Annotated in this window: 16 protein-coding genes; 6 read left to right on the top strand and 10 right to left on the bottom strand. The window is 69.9% G+C overall.

What is annotated here, in order from left to right:
• Positions 1 to 116 precede the first annotated feature (116 nt).
• Positions 117 to 671 (bottom strand): YceI family protein, encoded by a 555-nt coding sequence (locus tag ACFWYS_RS03150; protein WP_384762557.1) that lies wholly within the window; start codon positions 669 to 671, stop codon positions 117 to 119.
• A 204-nt stretch (positions 672 to 875) separates the two neighbouring features.
• Between ACFWYS_RS03150 and ACFWYS_RS03145 the strand changes: the two genes are divergently transcribed.
• From ACFWYS_RS03145 to ACFWYS_RS03135, 3 genes are all read left to right on the top strand, one after another.
• Entirely contained in the window at positions 876 to 3,194 is a 2,319-nt protein-coding gene (locus ACFWYS_RS03145; protein ID WP_384762555.1) for a polysaccharide lyase 8 family protein, read from the top strand.
• 154 nt (positions 3,195 to 3,348) lie between these two features.
• Positions 3,349 to 4,932 (top strand): acyl-CoA carboxylase subunit beta, encoded by a 1,584-nt coding sequence (locus tag ACFWYS_RS03140; protein WP_384762554.1) that lies wholly within the window; start codon positions 3,349 to 3,351, stop codon positions 4,930 to 4,932.
• Positions 4,933 to 4,989: 57 nt separating this feature from the next.
• A complete protein-coding gene (locus tag ACFWYS_RS03135; RefSeq protein ID WP_384762552.1) occupies positions 4,990 to 5,184 on the top strand; it encodes an acyl-CoA carboxylase subunit epsilon in 195 nt (64 codons plus the stop codon).
• A gap of 62 nt (positions 5,185 to 5,246) precedes the next feature.
• Here the strand turns inward: ACFWYS_RS03135 and ACFWYS_RS03130 are convergent, their stop codons facing one another.
• From ACFWYS_RS03130 to ACFWYS_RS03090, 9 genes are all read right to left on the bottom strand, one after another.
• Positions 5,247 to 8,282, bottom strand: a complete 3,036-nt coding sequence (locus tag ACFWYS_RS03130; protein ID WP_384762550.1) for an NACHT domain-containing protein — start codon at positions 8,280 to 8,282, stop codon at positions 5,247 to 5,249.
• Positions 8,283 to 8,385: 103 nt separating this feature from the next.
• Positions 8,386 to 8,967 (bottom strand): ATP/GTP-binding protein, encoded by a 582-nt coding sequence (locus ACFWYS_RS03125; protein ID WP_026248371.1) that lies wholly within the window; start codon positions 8,965 to 8,967, stop codon positions 8,386 to 8,388.
• Entirely contained in the window at positions 8,948 to 9,526 is a 579-nt protein-coding gene (locus tag ACFWYS_RS03120) for a DUF742 domain-containing protein (RefSeq protein ID WP_384762548.1), read from the bottom strand. Before ACFWYS_RS03120 ends, ACFWYS_RS03125 begins: the two co-directional genes overlap by 20 nt.
• A gap of 95 nt (positions 9,527 to 9,621) precedes the next feature.
• Positions 9,622 to 10,035: a roadblock/LC7 domain-containing protein gene (locus tag ACFWYS_RS03115; protein ID WP_004983065.1), complete on the bottom strand. Its 414-nt coding sequence runs from the start codon at positions 10,033 to 10,035 to the stop codon at positions 9,622 to 9,624.
• A gap of 10 nt (positions 10,036 to 10,045) precedes the next feature.
• A complete protein-coding gene (locus tag ACFWYS_RS03110; RefSeq protein ID WP_384762546.1) occupies positions 10,046 to 13,315 on the bottom strand; it encodes a nitrate- and nitrite sensing domain-containing protein in 3,270 nt (1,089 codons plus the stop codon).
• Positions 13,316 to 13,702: 387 nt separating this feature from the next.
• Entirely contained in the window at positions 13,703 to 14,278 is a 576-nt protein-coding gene (locus tag ACFWYS_RS03105; protein ID WP_272121748.1) for an ATP/GTP-binding protein, read from the bottom strand.
• Positions 14,259 to 14,657: a DUF742 domain-containing protein gene (locus ACFWYS_RS03100; RefSeq protein WP_003997626.1), complete on the bottom strand. Its 399-nt coding sequence runs from the start codon at positions 14,655 to 14,657 to the stop codon at positions 14,259 to 14,261. Before ACFWYS_RS03100 ends, ACFWYS_RS03105 begins: the two co-directional genes overlap by 20 nt.
• Before the next feature lie 113 nt (positions 14,658 to 14,770).
• Positions 14,771 to 15,184, bottom strand: coding sequence for a roadblock/LC7 domain-containing protein (locus ACFWYS_RS03095; RefSeq protein WP_048580707.1), 414 nt, complete (start codon positions 15,182 to 15,184; stop codon positions 14,771 to 14,773).
• Positions 15,185 to 15,193: 9 nt separating this feature from the next.
• Positions 15,194 to 18,991, bottom strand: a complete 3,798-nt coding sequence (locus ACFWYS_RS03090; RefSeq protein ID WP_384762544.1) for a nitrate- and nitrite sensing domain-containing protein — start codon at positions 18,989 to 18,991, stop codon at positions 15,194 to 15,196.
• A gap of 563 nt (positions 18,992 to 19,554) precedes the next feature.
• Here ACFWYS_RS03090 and ACFWYS_RS03085 point away from each other — a divergent pair.
• The 3 genes from ACFWYS_RS03085 to gltX all read left to right on the top strand — a co-directional run bounded on the left by ACFWYS_RS03085 (position 19,555) and on the right by gltX (position 22,141).
• Positions 19,555 to 19,740 carry a hypothetical protein gene (locus ACFWYS_RS03085; protein ID WP_384762542.1) on the top strand — a complete coding sequence of 62 codons (186 nt, stop codon included), beginning with the start codon at positions 19,555 to 19,557 and terminating at the stop codon, positions 19,738 to 19,740.
• 138 nt (positions 19,741 to 19,878) lie between these two features.
• Entirely contained in the window at positions 19,879 to 20,664 is a 786-nt protein-coding gene (locus tag ACFWYS_RS03080) for a fumarylacetoacetate hydrolase family protein (RefSeq protein WP_384762540.1), read from the top strand.
• On the top strand, positions 20,657 to 22,141 hold the full coding sequence (gene gltX / locus ACFWYS_RS03075; protein ID WP_384762538.1) for a glutamate--tRNA ligase: 1,485 nt from the start codon (positions 20,657 to 20,659) through the stop codon (positions 22,139 to 22,141). Before ACFWYS_RS03080 ends, gltX begins: the two co-directional genes overlap by 8 nt.
• Positions 22,142 to 22,267 lie beyond the last annotated feature (126 nt).

Genomic DNA, 22,267 nt, shown 5'->3' with positions numbered 1-22,267 from the left:
GCGCGTGTGGTCTGGGGGGCGGCGCCCGCGGCCGGGCGGCGCCCCCGGCGCGGCTGTGCGCTCCCACTCACCCCCCCCCCCCCCCCCTGCCGTGGTCGAACTGCCGGAACCGTGCGTCACGCGTTCCTGATCGCCGAAATGTCGAAGTTCAGCTTGATCTTGTCGGAGACCAGCACCCCGCCCGTCTCCAGCGCGGCGTTCCAGGTCAGCCCCCACTCCGACCGCAGCAGCTCCGCCTTGCCCTCGAAGCCGACGCGCTCGTTGCCGAACGGGTCCTTCGCGGCGCCGTTGAACTCCAGGTCGATGGTGAGCGGCTTGGTGGTGCCGAGGATCGTGAGGTCGCCGGTGATGCGGTAGTCGTCGCCGCCGAGGGACTCGGCCGAGGTCGAGCGGAAGGTCATCGTCGGGAACTCCTCCGCCTTGAAGAAGTCCGCGCTCTTGAGGTGCCCGTCGCGGTCCGCGGAGCCGGTGTCGATGCTGTCCATCTTGACGTCGATGGACGCCGTGGACGCCGACGGGTCGCCGCCGTCCAGCTGCAGCGAGCCGCTGAAGTCGAGGAACTTGCCCTTGACGTTGGTGACCATGGCGTGGCGAACGGTGAAGCCGATCGTGGAGTGGGCCGTGTCGATCGTGTACTCACCGGTCAGGGCGGAGAGGTCGAGGTTCGCCATGACGTGCTCCTTCGAGTGATGTCGAACTGATGTCGAATGATGTCGAAAAGGGATACCGACATGCTGATGTTGAATCTTGAACTACATCAACGCGACCGACCTTAGGGCTATTCCGTTCACGTTTCAACATCATCCGCAAAGTGTTGGCGCGATTACTCTGAGGTGGTAGATGCCCAGGGCATGAACCCCCAGCGAAGAGCACCCATGGGACCCACTCGCCGAGCCGTCTTACTCGCGACGGCGCTCATGGCCACGGCCGCGGCCACACCCGCGCCCGCCGCCCGCGCCGCCGGCGCCGACCCCTACGCCGCCCTCCGCCACCGCTGGCTCGACATCGCCCTCGGCACCGGCTACGACCCCGCCGCACAGCCGTACGCCCCCCGCCTCGCCGAGACCGGCACCCTCGCCCGCGGCTTCCGGGCCACCATGGCGCCCGCCCCCGCCTCCCTCTGGCCCGACCACCCCTACGACCCGCCGGCCGGCATCACCCAGAGCTACAGCCGTCTGTGGACCATGACCCAGGCCTACGTCCAGCAGGGCACCGGATCCACCGCCGACCCCGCCCTCCTCGCCGGCGTCCTGCGCGGCCTCGACCACCTCTCCGCCACCGTCTACAACCCCTCCACCACCCGCTACGGCAACTGGTGGGAATGGCAGATCGGCAGCCCCCGCCTGCTGATGGACATCACGGCCACCCTGTACGACGACCTCACCGACGCCCGCGTCATAGCCGCCTGTGCGGCCGTCGACCACTTCATCCCGGACGTCATGCTCAGCGACTACTCCGGCACCTCCACCGGCGCCAACCGCGTCGACCTGTGCCGCAGCGTCGCCCTGCGCGGCATCCTCGGCCGCACCCCGGCGAAGATCGCGCTCGCCAGGGACGCGCTCTCCCCGGTCTTCCCGTACGTCACCAAGGGCGACGGCCTCTACGCCGACGGCTCCTTCGTCCAGCACACCTGGGTCGCCTACTCCGGCACCTACGGACAGGTCCTCCTCGACGGCCTCGGCCGCCTCTTCGCCCTGCTGGCCGGATCCGAGTGGGAGGTGACCGACCCGCACCGGCAGATCGTCCTCGACAGCGTCGAGCGCGCCTACGCGCCCCTCATCCACGACGGGCTGGTGATGGACGGCGTCAACGGCCGTGCCATCAGCCGCGGTTACCTCAAGAGCGACGAGCGTCAGGTGATGCGGAGCGACCACTACCACGGGCAGGCGATCATCGCCGCCGTCGCCCTGCTCGCGGGCGGGGCGAGCGCGGCGGAACGCGAGCGCTGGTACGGCCGTATCAAGGGATGGATCGAACGGGACACCTTCACACCGATCTTGACGGCACGTCAGTTCGGTGTCGCCGACCTCGCCCGGCTGCACACCGTCGCCGAGTCGCCGGTCCCGGCCGCACCCGAACCCGTCGGCCACCACCTCTTCGCCGCCATGGACCGGGCCGTCCACCGCCGCCCGGGCTTCGTCGCGAACATCGCCATGGCCAGTGACCGTATCGCCCACTACGAGTGCGGCAACGGCGAGAACCCGCGCGGCTGGCACACCGGCGCCGGAATGCTCTCCTGGTGGGCCGACGGACACGGAGACCAGTACACGGACTGGTACTGGCCGACCGTCGACTGGTACCGCCTCCCCGGCACCACCGTCTCCACCCGCCGCCTCCCCGACAGGGCGGGCGGCGAGTGGGGCGAGCCCAAGCCCGCCGTGCGGTGGGTCGGGGGGACGACCGACGGCGAGTACGCGGCGATCGGGCAGCACCTGAAGGGGCTGGGGTCGACGCTCGAAGCCCGTAAGTCGTGGTTCTGCGTCGCGGACGCCGTGATCTGCCTCGGCGCCGGGATCAGCTGCACCGACGCGGTCCCCGTCGAGACCGTCGTCGACAACCGCAACCTGGGGGAGGGCGGTGACCAGGCCTTCGTACGCGGCCGGGGCTGGGCCCATCTGGAGGGCCACGGCGGCTGGGTGGTGCCGTACGGCGATCTGCGCACCCTGCGCGAGGACCGCACCGGCGCCTGGTCCGACATCAACACCGGCAGTACGACGGAGCACCGCACCCGCCGCTGGCAGACCCTGTGGCTGGACCACGGCACGGACCCGGCGGACGCGACCTACGTCTACCTGCTCATGCCCGGCGCCGAACGGGACGCGGTGGCGGCACGGGCCGCGCACGGGGCCCGCTGGCTGTCGGTCCTCGCCAATGACCGCGGATGCCAGGCCGTACGCGTGCCCTCCCTGGGGCTGACGGCCGCCAACTTCTGGCAGCGAGGTACGGCGGGCCCGCTCACCGCCTCCGCCGGGGCGAGCGTGCTGCTCCGCGGCCGGGGCCGTACCGCTACCCTCTGCGTGAGCGAGCCGCCGCGCACGGGGGAGCCGCTGGAGATCACCTGGGACCGTCCCGTACGACGGATCCTGCGGGCCGACGACTCGGTCGAGGTCCTCGCGACAGGGCGCCGACTGAGGGTCCGTGTCACTCCGGGGATGGTATGCGCGACCCACCTGTGTGAGGTGGCTCTCGGCTGATGCCTTTGTGTGACCCCAACAACGCGCACGCCCTCTGAGCAGTCGGAAGGGCTGCATGCCGTCATGGTTCTGTTCAGTGGCACCAGGAAATGGCTCCGGAGACTGTACGGAGTCAACGGCTCGCTTTCCTTGGTGTCCTTCGTAAGGTCACTACATGACCGTTTTGGAAGAGGCACCGGGTGAGCCGATCGACGCGCGCGGACGGACCGCCGAGCTGCACGAGATCCGTGCGCAGGCGCTGGCCGGCCCGAGCGAGAAGGCGACCGCGGCGCAGCACGCCAAGGGCAAGCTGACCGCCCGTGAGCGGATCGAGCTGCTGCTGGACCCGGGGTCCTTCCGGGAGGTCGAGCAGCTGCGCCGGCACCGGGCGGTCGGTTTCGGCCTGGAGGCCAAGAAGCCGTACACCGACGGTGTCATCACCGGCTGGGGCACGGTGGAGGGCCGTACGGTCTTCGTCTACGCCCACGACTTCCGGATCTTCGGCGGCGCGCTGGGCGAGGCCCATGCCACGAAGATCCACAAGATCATGGACATGGCCATCGCGGCCGGTGCCCCGCTGGTCTCGCTGAACGACGGCGCCGGTGCCCGTATCCAGGAGGGCGTCTCGGCCCTCGCCGGGTACGGCGGCATCTTCCAGCGCAACACCAAGGCGTCCGGCGTCATCCCGCAGATCAGCGTCATGCTCGGCCCGTGCGCGGGCGGCGCGGCGTACAGCCCCGCCCTGACGGACTTCGTCTTCATGGTCCGCGAGACGTCCCAGATGTTCATCACCGGCCCGGACGTGGTCAAGGCGGTCACCGGCGAGGAGATCACCCAGAACGGCCTGGGCGGCGCGGACGTGCACGCCGAGACCTCCGGCGTCTGCCACTTCGCGTACGACGACGAGGAGACGTGCATCGCGGAGGTCCGCTACCTCCTGTCCCTCCTCCCGCAGAACAACCGCGAGAACCCGCCCCGGGCCGAGTCCTCGGACGCGCCCGACCGTCGCAGCGAGGTACTGCTCGACCTGGTCCCGGCGGACGGCAACCGGCCGTACGACATGGCCAAGGTCATCGAGGAGATCGTCGACGACGGCGAGTACCTGGAGGTCCACGAGCGCTGGGCGCGGAACATCATCTGCGCGCTGGCCCGGCTCGACGGCCAGGTCGTGGGCATCGTGGCCAACCAGCCGCAGTCCCTCGCCGGCGTCCTGGACATCGAGGCGTCGGAAAAAGCTGCGCGCTTTGTCCAGATGTGTGACGCTTTTAACATCCCGATCGTCACTTTCCTGGACGTCCCCGGGTTCCTCCCCGGTGTCGACCAGGAACACGGCGGCATCATCAGGCACGGCGCGAAGCTCCTCTACGCCTACTGCAACGCGACCGTGCCGCGGATCTCGCTGATCCTGCGCAAGGCGTACGGAGGTGCGTACATCGTCATGGACAGCCAGTCCATCGGCGCCGACCTCACCTATGCCTGGCCGACCAACGAGATCGCCGTGATGGGCGCGGAGGGTGCGGCCAACGTCATCTTCCGCCGGCAGATCGCCGAGGCCGAGGACCCCGAGGCCATGCGGGCCCGCATGGTCAAGGAGTACAAGTCCGAGCTCATGCACCCCTACTACGCGGCCGAGCGTGGCCTGGTGGACGACGTGATCGACCCCGCGGAGACCCGTGAGGTGCTCGTCCGGTCCCTGGCGATGCTCCAGACCAAGCACGCCGACCTGCCGTCCCGCAAGCACGGCAACCCCCCGCAGTAACCCAGCGGACCCTCCGCGATACCCCAGCGGAAACCTCTCTCACGGAGACTGACACCCATGAACCTCCCTGATATTCGCGTCGAGAAGGGCCACGCCGAGCCCGAGGAAGTCGCGGCCATCACGGCGATCCTCCTGGCCCGCGCCGCCGCCCAGCCGTCCGACCCGGCCCCGGCCCACCGCGGCCGCCCGAAGGCGGGCTGGCGCCGCCTGGAGCGCGAGCCGGGCTTCCGGGCGCCGCACAGCTGGCGCTGAGCTTTTGAGTGTGGCTACGGCCCCGTTCTTCCCGCTGGGGAGGGCGGGGCCGTGGCATGCCATCAGCGGATCAGGACGTCCACGCAGGGGAAGTCCAGGGCGGCTGGGTCCTCGGGCAGGGTGCAGTTGTACAGGGTCATGCGAGTCAGGTTCGGCGGGAACGACGGCTGCTGGGTCGACCAGGCGGTCACGTCGGCGTCGTGCAGGACCAAGCGGGCGAGCCGGGGCATCTGGAAGACAGGCTGCAGGTTGGCCGACGGGAGGAATCCCGTAGGCGCCAGGGCCAGGTGGGTGACCCACTGCTGGTTGGCGAGGAAAGCCAAGTCGGTATCCGTCCTCACCCCCAGCAGCGAGAGCATCGACGTCGTTGGCCCGAGACGCAGACCGTCGAGGCTCGGTGTTCCTCCTACATTCAGGTAGACGTCTTTCAGCTTCGGAAGCTCACCCAGGCCTTCGAGCTGCTTGAACGTCGGGCTGCCCAGCACGGCGAGCATCGAGAGAGTGGGCTGCACCCGGAGCCGGGTCAGGTCTGTGACCTCGGGCGGCCTGAAGATCACGAGAAACCGCAGGGGCGGCAGTTCGCCCAATGTCGCCAGGTCCGCGAAGGGATACTGGATCGTCAGCGTGTTGACGGACGCCAGTCGGCGGACCGCGTCCCACTGGCCGGAGTGCGTGAGCTTGACGACGCGGCCCGCGAGCGGGACGTGGGCCAAGACCTCATCCGCGTAGGCATCCGCGTCGAAGTAGCCCCAGGCGCCGGCGAGTGCGGATATGACTGGACCGCGCTCGTCCCCGACGTATCCCGCCAGCAGCCCCAGAGCCTCCTCGCCCCCGATCAACGCCACTGTCCGCACTGTCTGTACGGCGGCCTTCTCGGTCAGCTCACCCAGCGTCCGGGGCATCCTGCGCAGCAGACTCGTCCCCACCGCCGCCAACGCCGGCGGATCCGTCGGCCGCCGTGCGGGCAGCAACGCGTCCACCGCCGAGTCCAGTCGTTCCGCCAATCCCTCGGAGACCTCCGGAACCGTTTCCTGGCAAGCCGCCGCCAGCAGTCGCAACTTCCGGGCGTGCTGGGGTTCCTCCCGTGCGCGGTCCAGGATTCCGCCCAGCAACTCCTCCCGCTGCGGCCGGTTCGCATGCCCCGCCGCCATGATGATCGTCTCGCGCCAGATGTCCAGGTGGGCCCGCCCCACCAGGTTCCCGATGCGGTCCTCCTCCGTCGCCTCCTCGGCGGCCAGGTACTCCTGGAAGGTGCGGTGCACGAAGTCCAGGCGCCCCATGGCGGGGGAGCGCAGTACGCCCGAGCGCCCCCGCAGCTGGCCAAGGACCCGCACCCCGTCCTGTTCCTCCAGGTGCCGCATCCCCGCCAGCTTCCGCCCCACATACCGCCCCGCCTGCTCCAGCGAGATCTCACTGCGGTTGTTGTCCGACAGCCGCCACGCCAGATCCCGCAGCAGCACCAGCTTGTCCCCGAGGCTCAGCCGACTGTCCACGGCGCTGGGGACACTGCGGTGCGCGTCCCGCTCATGGACCAGCGTGTGCAGGGCGTTGCGGTACAACTCCATCCGGTCGCGCGGGAGTTGACTGCCCTGGCTCAGATGCATCGCGCACAGCATCGACGCCAGCAGCGGCGTCCCCGCCAGCGACTGCAGATGCGGCCGGTCCTTCAGGCTGTTCAGCAACGACTGCTCGTACTGCGGCAGTTCCTCCACCGCACACGGCAGCTCCTCACCCAGCTCCCGCACCGCCTGATGCCACTGCCGTACGAACGCCGCCAGATCGGGCGGCGTCATCCGGTCCAGGTGCAGTGCCGTGAACTCCTCGCCGCGCAGCCAGTCGGCACCGGCCGCGGCCGGCCGGGACGTGACGACCACCCGCACATCCCCGTACGCCGCGAGAAGCCTCCGCAGCCACTCCCGTACGGCACGACGCTCACCGTCCAGCAGCTCGTCCACGCCGTCGATCAGCAGCAACGCCCGGCCCCCGGCCAACTGCCGCTCGACCCACGCCCTCGGCATGACCCCGGTGATATGTCCGGCCACCGAGTCCAGCATCGCCTCCGGCACCGGCAACGCCCGCCCGCTGTACTCCCGCAGCTTCACGAACACCGGCGTCAGACCGTTCCAGCCCGCCAGCTCCCCGGTGAACGCGCCCCGCGCCGCCGTGATCGCCAGCCACCGCAGCAGCGTCGTCTTGCCGGAGCCGGCCTCACCGCGCAGCAGCACCCGCGTGGCACCGCCCAGAGCGGCCTCCACCCGCATCCCCGCGGCCTCGCCCCGGCCCCCGTCCTCCCAGTCGCTCATATCGGGCCGCAGGAGCGGCAGAGAGCGCCCCTTGAGCCCTCCCACGCGGCCCCGTACTCCGTCGTCCCCCGAAGCCCGCAGACTCACATACGCCACCGACAACCGCGCCCGCGCCGCAGCCCGGTCCGACGTACGCCGGAACAGCTCCACCTCGTCCAGCGACGCGCTCACCAGCTCCAGATACCGCCGCCGGAACTCCCCGTCCCGGTCCGTCCCCTCCGGGGCGAACAGCGACCGGTCCGGCAGCCGCTCCAGTACCCGGGCGATCTCGGCGCCCAGTGACGTCGTCCGCGCCAGCACTTCCGCCAGTGCCCGCTCCTCGAAGACCGGCAGACCCCGCACGATCCGTACGTAGTACTCACAGCACTCGGCGAGAAGCACCTCGTACAGTCGTGTTTCGGCCTCGCTCAGCCCCACCGGGACCCGCACGGAACCAGCCACCCGGCGCACCACCTCCGCCGGATTCACGTCCGCCGCGAGCAGCGCCTCGTCCGACAGGTCCGCCTGCGCGAAGGTGTCGCAGACCCCGTCGGCCACCGCCTGCCGGCCGCCCTCGTCCAGTCCGCGGAACTCCCGCTCCAGAAACGGCGCCAGCCGGTCGAACACCGCGTCCGCGATCTCCTCGAACTGCCGCTGCACGCTGCGCTGCAACCGCAGCCCGGACACCCGCAGCCGCACCAACTCGGCCATCGGCAACCGGCGTTCCTGCTCCCGCCGCTTCCCGCCGAGCCACGCCTGGGCCGCCGCCCGCGCCACGGTCGTCCCCAGCCGTAATGCGGCCGCCTCCGCGCTCATCCCCGCACCCCTCCCGTACCCCTCCCGGAAACGACTTACGGCCCCCATCCCTCCCACAGGAGGAACGGGGGCCGCAAGTGAAACGTGCCGAAGAGCGAAGCTGCTAGCGCAGACGTGCCATCAGGGCGTGCTCGACCAGCGTGATCAGCGCCGACTTCGCGTCCGCGCGGTGGCGGGCGTCGGTCGTGATGATCGGGGTGTCCGGACCGATCTGGAGAGCCTCGCGGACCTCGTCCGGGTTGTACGGCTGGTTGCCGTCGAAGCCGTTGAGGGCGATCACGAAGGGGAGACCCGAGTTCTCGAAGTAGTCGACCGCGGGGAAGCAGTCGGCGAGACGACGGGTGTCCACCAGGACGATCGCGCCGATCGCGCCGCGGACCAGGTCGTCCCACATGAACCAGAAGCGGTCCTGACCGGGGGTGCCGAACAGGTACAGGATCAGATCCTGGTCCAGGGTGATGCGGCCGAAGTCCATGGCGACCGTCGTGGTCGTCTTGTCTCCGGTGTGGGTGAGGTCGTCGATGCCCGCCGAAGCGGAAGTCATCACGGCCTCTGTGCGCAGCGGGTTGATCTCCGAGACGGCGCCGACGAACGTGGTCTTGCCCACGCCGAAGCCGCCCGCCACCACGATCTTCGCGGAGGTGGTGGAGCGGGAAGGACCGCCGCTAGAGCTTGCGAAGTCCACTGAGCACCCTTTCGAGCAGTGTCACGTCTGGCTGGCCGCCGGCGTTCTCGTCGCCGCCGGGCTGATGGATGGCGACCAGGCCCGCCTCCGCCAAGTCGGCGACGAGGATCCTGGCCACGCCGAGAGGGATCGTGAGCAGAGCCGAGATCTCGGCTACCGACTTGATCTCACGGCAGAGGTTGCAGATCCGCTGATGCTCGGGCAGCTGGCCCTGCATCTGGTGCGGCTGCGCGGTGGTGTGCACCAGCGCCTCGATGGCGAGCTGGTAACGCGGGCGCGTCCGGCCGCCGGTCATGGCGTACGGGCGCACCAGGGGGTTGTTCGACGACCCGGCGGGCGCCGGCTCAGGGGCGCGTCGTTGCGGCTGCACCGGCTGGATGCGCGGTGCCGGCGGCTGGTCGTACGGCGAGGGCCCGGGGCCCTGCGGGGCGTACGGCTGCCGCTGGCTCGGTGTGGAGGGGAAGTTGTAACGGTTCGGGTTCTGGGAACCGCCGTGCTGGCCCTGGCCGGGACCGTACGACCAATTACCCGACGATGAACCGCCTGGGGGTGTTGCCACTCTCTCTCCTCCTCCGACTGTGCTTGGCACCCATCATGTGGAGCCGCGTCCCGAAACCTTACGGCCACGGGACGCCAAAACGCACCGACTGTCTGTTAGTTGAGCAGGCTGCCCTGGAGCTCGGCACGCAGATCCGGCGTGAGGACCGTACCGGCACGGTCGACCAGAAGCGCCATCTCGTACCCAATGAGGCCGATGTCCGCCTCGGGATGTGCGAGGACCGCGAGCGACGAACCGTCGGAGATGGACATGATGAACAGGAATCCCCGCTCCATCTCCACAACCGTCTGGTTAACGCTGCCACCCTCGAAGATGCGGGAGGCGCCTGCCGTCAGAGACGTCAGACCGGAGGCGACGGCCGCGAGCTGGTCGGCGCGGTCGCGCGGAAAGCCTTCGGACATCGCCAGAAGGAGTCCGTCGGCGGAGACCACCACCGTGTGCGACACCCCGGGGGTGTTGTCCACGAAATTGGTGATCAACCAGTTCAGGTTCTGTGCCGCCTGGCTCATCGGGCTCACACTAACGCTCCTGGTTGTAGGTGCTGTCAGGACCGAAGCCCTGGCCGTTCGTTTCACTTCCCGCACTGCGACCCCGCTGGACACCACGGCGCAGGTTGCTCAGCCTGCCCCGGACGTCCTCGGGAGCGCGGGAGACCTGTGGGCCGCCCTGTGGGGTGGCTGCGGCGGCTCCCTCGACCAGGTTGGCCTTGGGTACCCGCCGCGGCAGACCGGAGGAGGTCACCCCGCCTGCCTTGGGCTTCCGGAGCTGCGAGGCCTGCTGCCAGCGGTCGTCGTTCTGTGAACGCCAGCTGCTGTCGCCGTTGCTCTCCGGCGTGGGGGCCGGCGCTTCCTGCCGCACGGGTCGTGCGCCGTTCGTGCCGCTCGCCGCTGCTCCGCGGCGGGGAAGCCCGGCGTCGGTCAGCGCGTGGGTGGCGGAGGAGGCCGGTCCCGGACGGTCGAAGCCTACGCGGTCGTGCTCACTTGAGTCATCGGCCTGCGCAGATTCCGTTTCCGGAGCGTACTGGTCCGGGTACCCGTTGCGATAGCCGTTCGACTGCGGCCAGTCGTCCTGCTGACGCCGCTGCTCGAAGGCCGGGAAGCTCTCCGGGGCGGAGGCACCGGCACCCGCGGGCTCCTCGCGCACCGGCTCCGGATACGACGGCTCGGGGTAGCCGGCACCCGACGTGAAGGTGTCGTTCTGCGACAGGCCGCCGTTCGGCGCGTAGTACTGGTCGTCGTACGACGGCCGCTGGGGCTCGTCGTATGCGGCGCGCTGAGGCTCTTCGTACGCAGCCTGCTGCTGCTCCTCGTACGACGTCTGCCGCTGGTCCTCGTACGCCGACTGCGGGTCGTATCCGCCGCGCTGCTCGGGGAAACCGCCCCGGCCGTCGTAGCCGGGCTGACCGGTGAAGTCGTCGTACGCGGACGGCTCGGCGCCGTCCTGGCCGGGCTGCTGGCCGTGCGTCTGGGCCTCAAGAGCCGCCCGGCGCTCCTCGCGCATCAGGGAGCGGCCGACCGGGTCCAGCTCCCGGATGTCGTCCGGGACCTCGGTGTAGCGGCTGTCGTCGAAGCCGAGCTCGGCGGCCGTACGCAGCTGCGGCTGGTTGAAGTTCTCACCCTGGAACTGCTGCTCCGGGATGATCTGCGACACCGTGAACTCGTCGTGCGCGGGCTGCTGCTCGCCGCCGCCACCGTGCGTGATCGCGTCCGGCAGCATGACCAGCGAGGTGGTGCCGGCCTGCTCGCCGGAGGGGCGCAGCTGGACGCGGATGCCGTGCCGGTCGGACAGCCGGCCGACCACGAACAGGCCCATGCGCTGGGAGATCGCGGCGTCGACGGTCGGCGGGTTGGCCAGCTTGTGGTTGATGTCCGCGAAGTCCTCGGCGGTGAGGCCGATGCCCTTGTCGTGGATCTCGATCATGATCCGACCGTCGGGGAGACGGGTGGCGGTCACGCGAACCTTGGTCTGCGGGGAGGAGAACGTCGTCGCGTTCTCCAGCAGCTCGGCGAGCAGGTGCACGAGGTCGGTCACGGCACGGCCGTGGATCTCGGCCTCCGGGACGCCGGACAGCTCGATGCGCTCGTACTGCTCCACCTCGGAGGAGGCGGCGCGCAGCACGTCGACCAGCGGGACCGGCTGGTCCCAGCGGCGGCCGGGCTCCTCGCCGGCGAGGACGAGGAGGTTCTCGCCGTTGCGGCGCATACGGGTCGCGAGGTGGTCCAGCTTGAAGAGGTTCTCCAGCTGGTCCGGGTCAGCCTCGTTGTTCTCCAGGTCGGTGATCAGGGTCAGCTGGCCCTCGATCAGCGACTGGTTGCGGCGCGACAGGTTGGTGAAGATCGCGTTGATGTTGCCCCGCAGCAGGGCCTGCTCGGCGGCGAGCCGGACGGCCTCGCGATGGACCTGGTCGAAGGCGCGGGCGACCTCGCCGATCTCGTCCCGGGTGTTGATCGGGATGGGCTGGACGCGGGTGTCCACCCGGCCCGGGTCGGTGCGCGAGAGCTGGTCGACCAGCATCGGCAGGCGCTGCTCGGCGATGCCGAACGCGGCGTTGCGCAGCTGGCGCATGGCGCGGGACATCTGGCGGGCCACCATGCCGGCCAGGATGAACGCGGCGAGCAGGGCGACCACGACGGCGGCACCGGTGATCAGGGCGTCGCGCTTGGCGTCGTCGGAGATGGCCGAGGCCTCGTTCACCGCGGTGTTGGCGAGGCCGGTCTCGATGTCGCGGTAAGCGTTGTACTTGAGGGTGTTGACCGCCCACCAGTTCTCGGCGGTGATGCCCTGCTGGGCGAGCGCCGCACGCTCACTGGTGTCCGTGGAGGTCAGCTGGGCCAGCGCCCCGACCATCTTGGTGGGGTCGGACGGCGGCGGCACGTAGTCGGGGTTCTTCTGCTTGGCCGCCTTGGCCATCGCCAGACCCTTGGCCTCGATCTCCGCCTTGGAGTCCTTGAGCTTCTGGTTGTCCTCCTCGGTGCCGCCGCTGGTGTACTCCTGGATGGCGATGCCCTCCAGGTAGGCGTACGAGGACAGGGCGATGCGCTGCCGGGCCAGGTCCGTGGCCTTGGGGCCCGGCTTGACCAGCATGTGCATACCGATGGAGCGCTCCAGGGAGAGCGCGCCCTTGGTGAGCGAGATGGCGTAGACGGTACGGCCGTAGCTGGTGATGTTTCCGGTGCCGAGGCCCAGCTCGTTGGAGAACTCAAGCAGCCGGTGCTCGACCTCTACATAGCCTTCCTCGGTCTGCACGCCGGAGAGCTTGGTGGTGTAGGCGGCGGCGCGCAGGTCCGCCAGGTCCGGCTCCACCTCCCGGAAGCGCGCCAGACGGCGCTCCAGGTTGGGCCGGTCGGGCATGTTCTGCGCGGCCTCGTCGAAGGCGTCGGCGGCCTTGTCGGTGTTGTCGCGGGCCTGGACGACCGCCTCGTCGTCCTGTCCCTTGCCCTGGAGCAGGGGAGCGGCGGTCGAGTCACGCTCGACGAGGAGGGCATCGCCGTAGGCCAGGGCGGCGGCCACCAGACGCGCGGTGTTCTCCGCGTCCTCGGCCTCCTGCCAGGTGTCGATCGAGCTCTTGACCTGGAAGCCGCCCATGACGAGGCCGACCAGCACGGGTATGAGCAGGATCGCGTTCAGCCTGGTCGGCACGCGCCAGTTGCGCGGGGAGAGACGGCCGCCGCTTGGGGCCGGCACGGCCGTTGGTTCCGATCCGGGCACAGGGGCGGGCGCCGCTCCGCGCGGCGGCGGGGTGAAGTTGCCCCGGGCCGACGGCTCGGGACTGCTCTTGCTTCGCCTCACTCGACCAACAACCTTCCGGCGGGGTCGGCACCTACGTATGTGCCGCTGTGTCTCAAGCCCAGTTCGCCATTGAGTACGCAGTACTGCGGAGTACGTCTTTGACTATTAGGCAGTTCAGGCATTCCAGCACGTCGGCCTGCGCTCTTCCAAACAGTGGAAGAGGAGGATTCTCCGCGATGTAAGCCCCAGATAAAACGGTCATAAAGAACGAGCCCCGTCAAAAGACGGGGCCTTTGTGCGCGCAGCGAGACCACGCGACCGCGACGAGTGGCCGTACCACCCGATTCCTCTGCCGAAACGTTATGAACAACGAAGCCGACCGTGTCAAAGGCCACAGCCGGCTCCATCACATCTACGACAACTGCCGTATGGCGCTTCCTACTTGATCTACCGCAGCCTCGCCATGAGGGCGTGCTCCACCAGCGTGATCAGCGCACTCTTGGCATCGGCCCGGTGCCGGGCGTCGGTCGTGATGATCGGCGCGTCCGGGCCGATCTGCAGGGCCTCGCGCACCTCGTCGGGCGAGTAGGGCTGGTGCCCGTCGAAGCCGTTCAGGGCTATGACGAACGGCAGCCCGCTGTTCTCGAAGTAGTCGACCGCCGGGAAGCAGTCGGCGAGCCTGCGGGTGTCGACCAGTACGACGGCGCCGATGGCGCCGCGGACCAGGTCGTCCCACATGAACCAGAAGCGGTCCTGGCCCGGCGTACCGAACAGGTACAGGATCAGGTCCTGGTCCAGGGTGATGCGTCCGAAGTCCATGGCCACCGTGGTGGTGGTCTTGTCCCCGGTGTGCGTGAGGTCGTCGATGCCCGCGCTCGCGGAGGTCATCACGGCCTCCGTGCGCAGCGGGTTGATCTCCGAGACGGCGCCCACGAACGTGGTCTTGCCCACGCCGAAGCCACCCGCCACCACGATCTTGGCAGAGGTGGTCGCCCGGCCTGGTTCAGAGCTTGCGAAGTCCACTGAGCACCCTTTCGAGCAGCGTCACATCCGGAGCGCCGCCGTTGTTCTCGTCGCCGCCCGGCTGGTGGATGGCGACCAGGCCGGCCTCAGCGAGGTCGGCGACGAGGATCCTGGCCACACCCAGCGGCATGGACAGCAGCGCCGAGACCTCGGCGACCGACTTCACCTCACGGCACAGGTGGCAGATGCGCTGGTGCTCAGGTAGCAGCCCCATGAGCGCTGCCGGGTCGGCCGTGGTGCTGATCAGGGCCTCGATGGCGAGCTGGTAGCGCGGCCGGGTCCGGCCACCGGTCATCGCGTACGGACGTACCAGCGGCTGGTCGCCCTCATCCTCGTACGGCTCCGCGTACGGATCATGAGAGGCGGTGGGCGGGGTCATGAATCCTCCGGGCGGGGACAGCATGTCGGTCAGTCAGGCCGTCTGGTGGGCGCCGGTGGGGGGATTGTGGCGGCCGGACGGTGATTTGGTGAGGCGGGTGGATCCGGGGCTGATCAGTGGAGCAGACTGCCTTGGAGTTCGGCGCGCAGGTCCGGCGTGAGCACGGCGCCCGCGCGGTCGACCAGCAGCGCCATCTCGTAGCCGACGAGGCCGATGTCGCATTCGGGGTGGGCCAGGACGGCGAGCGAGGATCCGTCCGAGACGGACATGAGGAACAGGAATCCCCGTTCCATCTCGACGACGGTCTGTGCCACGTTGCCGCCGTCGAAGATCCGGGACGCCCCTGCCGTCAGCGAGGTCAGACCCGACGCGACGGCCGCCAGCTGGTCGGCACGGTCGCGGGGGAAACCCTCCGACATGGCCAGCAGAAGACCGTCGGCGGACACGACGACGGTGTGGGACACACCGGGGGTGTTGTCCACGAAGTTGGTGATCAACCAGTTGAGGTTTTGTGCCGCTTGGCTCATCTGGCTCAACTAACGCTCCTGCTGGTGAGTGGGGTTCGGGAAGCTGCCGGTCTGGTCGCTGCCGACCTGACGACCCTGCGCGATACCCCGACGGAGATTGGTCAGCCGACCGCGTACGTCGTCAGGCGCACGCGAGATCTGCGGACCGGGTTGGTGCTGTTGCTGCTGCTGAGCCGTACCCGGGACGAGGTTCGCCCTGGGAACCCGGCGCGGCAGACCGGAGGTGGTGACACCGCCGGCGGCCGGTTGCCGGACGCGTTCTGCCTGCCGAACGAGGTCGTCGTTCGGCGAGCTGCGCCAGGAGGTGGCCGCGGGACGCTGCGGGGGAGCGGCGGGAGCCGGCTGCTGCGGCGCCGGTGCCGAACCGTTGGTGGTGGTCGATGAGGTGTTGCCGCCGGCCGGCGAATGGTTGCCGCCGGACTGCCGTTCCTGCTGACCACCGTGGAACCAGTTGGTCTCCAGCGTGTCGTACAGCGGGGTGCGCCCGTCGCCGGGGCCCGTCGCGGGCGGCAGTGCCTCGGGCTCCTGGCGGGCGGGCCGCTGCTGCGGGCGCGCCGGGGCCGGGGGCTGCTGGGCACCGAAGCCGTTGCCGTACGTGCCGTTCACCTGGGGCCGCTCGAACTGCCCGGTGGACTCGGGGTTCTGGCGGCCGGGAAGGGCGTGCTGGCCCGTCGAGCCGCCGTCGTACGCCTGCGGTGAGGCGAACTGGCCGGTCTGCGACGAGGTGTTCTGCGAACCAGGGGCTCCGTAGACGTCCGAGCGGACGAACTGGCCCGTGTTCTGCTGCCCGGTGTGCTGGGAGCCGCTGTTCTGCGGGCCCGAGCCCTGACGGTCGTCGTGGCGCGGCGGAACCACCGGCATCTCCGACGTCGAGCCGGGGCCCTGGCGGTCGTCGACGCGCGGCATCCGGAAGGTCTGTGCGGGGTCCTCGTCGTGCCCGCGCGGGGTGTCGAGCGAGGCGCGCGGCACCGGCGGCTGGGCGTTCTCGTCGCTCCAGCTGGGGACGCGCGGCTGGTCGCCGCCCGGCAGCTCGGCCCGCGCACCACCGCGCGGCGGCAGCTGCGGCCGACGGCCACGACGGCCCTTCTCGGCACCGGCGGACGGGGACGCGGCCGGCGGAGCGGCGGGAGCCTGCGGCCGGGACTGCTCACGGCCGGACCCGCCACGGGAACCGCCGAAGGCGTCCTGGCCCGAACCGAAGGCGTCCTGCCCCGGACCGAAGGCGTTCTGGCCTGCACCGAAGGAGTCCTGACCGGACCCGAACGAAGCCGGACCCGTGCCCGCGGCCTGCAGCCCCTGGGGAGCACCCGGAGCCTGGCCGCCACCGAACCCGGCGCCCGCACCGGCCGGAGGCCGGCCCTGCGAAGGCGCGCCCGGACCCTGAGATCCGCGCGGAGTACCCGGTCCACCCGGCAGCCCGCCACCGTCACGCCCGGGCAGCGCGGCCCGCGGTCCCTGACCGGCACCGAGCCGGCCACCGCCGGACGCACCGGCACCGAGCGCACCACCCGGCGCACCCGCGCCGAGGGAGCCGCCGCCGGCCTGGGCCTGGCGACGGGCGGCAGCCACACCCGCGGCGGCCTGCGCGGCGGCCGGACCACCGGAGCCGACGGGGCCGTTCGGGCCGGGCTTGCCCGGAGCGGGCTTCTTGCCGCCCTGGGCGACATCGACGGGGAGCATGACCAGCGCGGTCGTACCACCGGAGTCGGACGGGCGCAGCTGGATGCGGATGCCGTGCCGCTGCGACAGCCGGCCGACCACGAAGAGGCCCATGCGGCGGGAGACGGAGACGTCCACGGTGGGCGGCGAGGCGAGCCGTTCGTTGATCGCCGCGAGGTCCTCGGGGGAGAGGCCGATACCGGTGTCGTGGATCTCGATCAGCACGCGGCCGTCGGGCAGCGCGTGACCGGTGACCTTGACCTTGGTCTGCGGGGAGGAGAACGACGTCGCGTTCTCCAGGAGCTCGGCGAGCAGGTGCACGAGGTCGTTGACCACACGGCCGGCGACTTCGGTGGTCGGCACCGAGGCCAGCTCGATGCGCTCGTACTGCTCCACCTCGGACGCGGCGGCACGGAGCACGTCGACCAGCGGGACCGGGCGGGTCCAGCGACGGCCGGGCTCCTCACCCGCGAGGACGAGGAGGTTCTCACCGTTACGGCGCATACGCGTCGCGAGGTGGTCGAGCTTGAACAGCGAGGACAGCTGGTCCGGGTCGGCCTCGCGGGACTCCAGTTCGGAGATGAGCGAGAGCTGACGCTGGATGAGGCCCTGGGAGCGGCGCGAGAGGTTGGTGAACATCGCGTTGACGTTGCCCCGCAGGAGGGCCTGCTCGGCGGCGAGGCGGACCGCCTCGCGGTGCACGTCGTCGAAGGCCGCGGCCACCTGGCCGATCTCGTCCCGGGAGTGCACACCGACCGACTCCACGGACGTGTCGACGTCCTGCGGGTCGGACTCGGACAGCTGCTTGACCAGCTCGGGCAGACGGTCCTGGGCGACCTTGGTGGCGGTCTCCTCCAGGCGGCGCAGCGAGCGGATCATGGAGCGGGCCACCACGAAGGCGCCGACCAGCGAGACACCGAGCACGAGCAGGATCAGCGCACCGGAGATGATCGCCTCACGCTCGGAGGCGTTGCGCAGCTCGCGGGCCTTCTGCTCCATGTCCTCCAGCAGCGTCGTCTCGATGGCGCGCATCTGCTGGATCTTGGTGGTGCTGTCGTCCACCCAGTCCCGGTACGAGCGCTTGTCCAGCGCCTGCAGACCGGTGGGGGAGGTGAGGGCGCGGTTGGCGTAGGTGTCGCTGGCCTTGATCGTCGCGTTGCCGTCGCCGATCGGCTTCAGGAGCTCCTCCGCGCCCTCCGTGCCGTAGATGCTCTTGAAGCTGCGCAGCTCGGACTTCTGGCTCTCCAGGGCGGAGTCGGCGTACAGCCGGTCGTTCTCCGACAGGTCGCTCTTGGCGGTGTTGCTCGCCGGGAGCGCCGCGGCGAGGACCGCGCGCTGGATGGAGGCGTACTCCTTGGCCGAGGAGAAGGCGGCCAGGGCACGGGTGCTCTGGATCATGTCCGGGTTGCTGGTCGCCTCGGCCATGTCCTGCGAGAGGTCCAGCAGGTGGGTGATCACCCGGTGGTAGGCCTCCACGGTCTGCGTGGAGTTGCCGTCGGCCCGGTAGGCGTCGTTGCGGACCTCGGAGAGGGTGCCCAGTTCACGGACGAGCTGGACGATGTTGTCGCGGACGCCCTTGAGGTTGCCGTCCTTGCTGCTGTTGTCGATCTCCTCGGAGGCGTCCCGGAAGCTCTGCGCGGCCCGGTCCGTCTTGTCCCGGTAGCCCTTGACCGTGTAGTCGGTCGCCTTGGCGCCGTGTGCGAGGGGACCGGCGGACTGGTCGCGCTCCTCCTGGAGCGCGGCGGCGAGCTCGGTGGCCCGCTTGGTCATGTCCGTCAGCAGCTTCATGTTCTCCAGCTGCTGGATGTCGTCCATGTTGTCGCTGATGCGCAGGGCACCCAGCGAGGTGGCCGCGACCACCGGGAGGGTCAGCAGCGCCACGAGGCGCGTGGAGATACGCCAGTTGCGCAGGGCTATTCGCGAGCCGGGGCCCGAGGAGCCCTTCGACGGCTTCTTGGCCGGGGGCGGTGGGGTGGGGCCGGCCGTTCCCGGGGACGCCGACACGGCGGGGCGCCCGGAGCGCTCACCGCCGTCGACGGACGGGGCCGAGCCCGGGTTCTGGGCGTGCTGGGGCGAGGGACCTCGGTCGGTCCCGCCGTGCTCCGGCTCTGCCGAAGCGCTGCCATCCCTCTTGAAACGTCCCTGCACTAGCGTCGCAACCTCTGGACCAGGCGCCCTTCCGCGCGAGCGGACGGACACGGTGTCGGCGTAGTAGGAAGCATCTTGAGCAACGCTCCCTGATCGTCGTGATGGACCGGCGCCGGCTCCCCCTTCTCGCCGCCACTCGGCGCTCGGTGCGCCCCCTGTGCGCCGGCTCGATCCTGCGGCGGTCCGTGGAATTCCAGCACAGTGCAGGATCTCCAACAAGGCCCGTAGGTCGAGCCGTGACATACGTGACACCACGTGAGGGCGAGATTACCAGCCGTAGAAACTTATCCCACCCATAACGGACTTATGCCCGCGAGCCACTCATGCGCACGAGGTGTCCCAGTCGCCATGATCAGGAGCGGAATGATGGGTTCAGGGGTGCAATGTCCGTTTCATCGGGGTCGATTGCCGGTCTGAATTGACCGGTTTATCCCTGGACTCGTGAGGAAACTCACACGCAGGTCGAGGGTCCCGATGACTTCTCGCGGGAACCGCGTGTTTAGCCTGGCGCTTTACAAGATGGACGCTTCTGCCCACCCGTCACGACAGGACTCAGTACAGCCGTGAAGACGACGATGATGATCCGCACGATAGCCAATCCGCGGCGCACGACGCTCGCCCACCTCGACGGCGCCGAGGAACTGCACATCCCGCAGCAGCCGGAGCACTCCGTCGATCTTCCCGCTCACACCGCGAACCCCAAGCGCACCATCCTCCAGGAGATGCCCGTCACCGCCGCCGCCCAGTAGTACGCGGCCGAACGACCGGTTGTTCAACCCCGTACGACGTCAGGGGGCGCCCGCGGTAATGCGCGAGGCGCCCGCCCCTCCCCGCGCTAGCCTGGAGCGTCAGACTCCAGCCGGTTCAGTGAGGGGCGCCAGGATCCCGTGCGTATCGCCAGATTCTCCATCGACGGGAACGTCGCCTTCGGCGCTGTCGAGGGCGACAGGCCGGACGAGCTAGTCCTCGACATCATCAAGGGCATCCCGTTCGCGGACTTCGAGCTCTCCGGCACGAAGGTCCCGTTGAGCAAGGTCAGGCTGCTGCCGCCGGTCCTCCCCAACAAGGTCGTGGCGTTCGGCCGCAACTACGCCGAGCACGCCCGCGAACTCGGCAACGACGTGCCGGACGCCCCGTTCGCCTTCTTCAAGCCGTCCACCTCGGTGATCGGCCCCGGCGACGAGATCCAGTACCCGTCCTTCACCGAGGACCTCCACCACGAGGCCGAACTGGCCGTCGTCATCGGCCGTATGTGCCGCGAGGTCCCGCGCGAGCGAGTGAAGGACGTGATCTTCGGCTTCACCTGCGCCAACGACATCACCGCCCGGGACGTCCAGAAGCGCGAGAAACAGTGGGCCCGGGCCAAGGGCTTCGACACGTCCTGCCCGCTGGGCCCCTGGGTGGAGACCGGCCTGGACGTCGAGACCGCGTCCGACCTGACGATCCAGCTCACGGTCAACGGCGAACAGCGCCAGCTCGGCCGGACCAGCGAGATGATCCACTCCATCGAGGACCTGATCGTCAACATCTCCGAGGCCATGACGCTGCTCCCCGGCGACGTGATCCTCACGGGCACCCCGGCCGGCGTCGGGGCCCTCAACGTCGGCGACGAGGTCGCCGTCACCATCGAAGGCATCGGCACTCTCACCAACAAGGTTGTCAAGCGTGGCTAGCGCACCCGGCTCTCCCGTACGCGTCCGTTTCTGCCCCTCGCCCACCGGTAACCCCCATGTGGGCCTGGTCCGCACCGCCCTGTTCAACTGGGCGTTCGCCCGGCACCACCAGGGCACCCTGGTCTTCCGTATCGAGGACACCGACGCGGCCCGCGACTCCGAGGAGTCGTACGACCAGCTGCTCGACTCGATGCGCTGGCTCGGCTTCGAGTGGGACGAGGGCCCCGAGGTCGGCGGCCCGCACGCGCCGTACCGCCAGTCGCAGCGCATGGACCTGTACAAGGAGATCGCGCAGAAGCTCCTGGACGGCGGCCACGCCTACCGCTGCTACTGCTCGCAGGAGGAGCTGGACACCCGCCGCGAGGCGGCCCGGGCGGCGGGCAGGCCGTCGGGCTACGACGGCCACTGCCGCGACCTCACGGCCGAGCAGGTCGCCGACTACGAGGCGCAGGGCCGTGAGCCGATCGTCCGCTTCCGTATGCCCGACGAGACGATCACCTTCACGGACCTGGTCCGCGGCGAGCTGACCTTCACCCCGGAGAACGTCCCGGACTACGGCATCGTCCGCGCCAACGGCGCGCCCCTCTACACGCTCGTCAACCCGGTCGACGACGCCCTGATGGAGATCACCCACGTCCTGCGCGGCGAGGACCTGCTCTCCTCGACGCCCCGTCAGATCGCCCTGTACAAGGCGCTGATGGAGCTGGGCGTCGCCAAGCAGATCCCGGCCTTCGGCCACCTGCCGTATGTGATGGGCGAGGGCAACAAGAAGCTCTCCAAGCGCGACCCGCAGTCGTCGCTGAACCTCTACCGCGAGCGCGGCTTCCTGCCGGAGGGCCTGCTCAACTACCTCTCCCTGCTCGGCTGGTCGCTCTCGGCCGACCAGGACATCTTCACGATGGACGAGATGGTCGCGGCGTTCGACATCGCGGACGTGCAGCCCAACCCGGCCCGCTTCGACCTGAAGAAGTGCGAGTCGATCAACGGCGACCACATCCGCCTGCTCGATGTGAAGGACTTCACCGAGCGCTGCCGCCCGTGGCTCCAGGCCCCGTTCGCCCCCTGGGCCCCGGAGGCCTTCGACGAGGTGAAGTGGCAGGCGATCGCCCCGCACGCGCAGACCCGCCTGAAGGTCCTGTCGGAGATCACGGACAACGTCGACTTCCTGTTCCTCACAGAGCCGGTCTTCGACGAGGCGTCCTGGACGAAGGCGATGAAGGAGGGCTCGGACGCCCTGCTCCGCACCGCCCGCGAGAAGCTGGAGTCGGCCGACTGGTCCTCCCCGGACTCCCTGAAGGAGGCCGTCCTGGCCGCCGGCGAGGCCCACGGCCTCAAGCTCGGCAAGGCCCAGGCCCCGGTCCGGGTCGCCGTCACCGGCCGCACCGTCGGCCTGCCGCTCTTCGAGTCCCTGGAGGTCCTGGGCAAGGAGACGACCCTGGCCCGGATCGACGCGGCACTGACGAAGCTCGCGGCGTAACGAACGCCACACACGCCGAGGGGGGGGGGGGGGGGGGGCGCGGGGGCCCCCCCCCCCCCCGCGGCGGGGCGGGGGGGGGGGGGGGGTGGGGGGGGGCGGGTGGGGGTGGTGTGGGGGGCGAGGGCA

It is taken from the genome of Streptomyces sp. NPDC059010, assembly GCF_042740355.1.
GTDB lineage: Bacteria > Actinomycetota > Actinomycetes > Streptomycetales > Streptomycetaceae > Streptomyces.
This window is presented reverse-complemented; position numbering and strand designations above follow the sequence as displayed.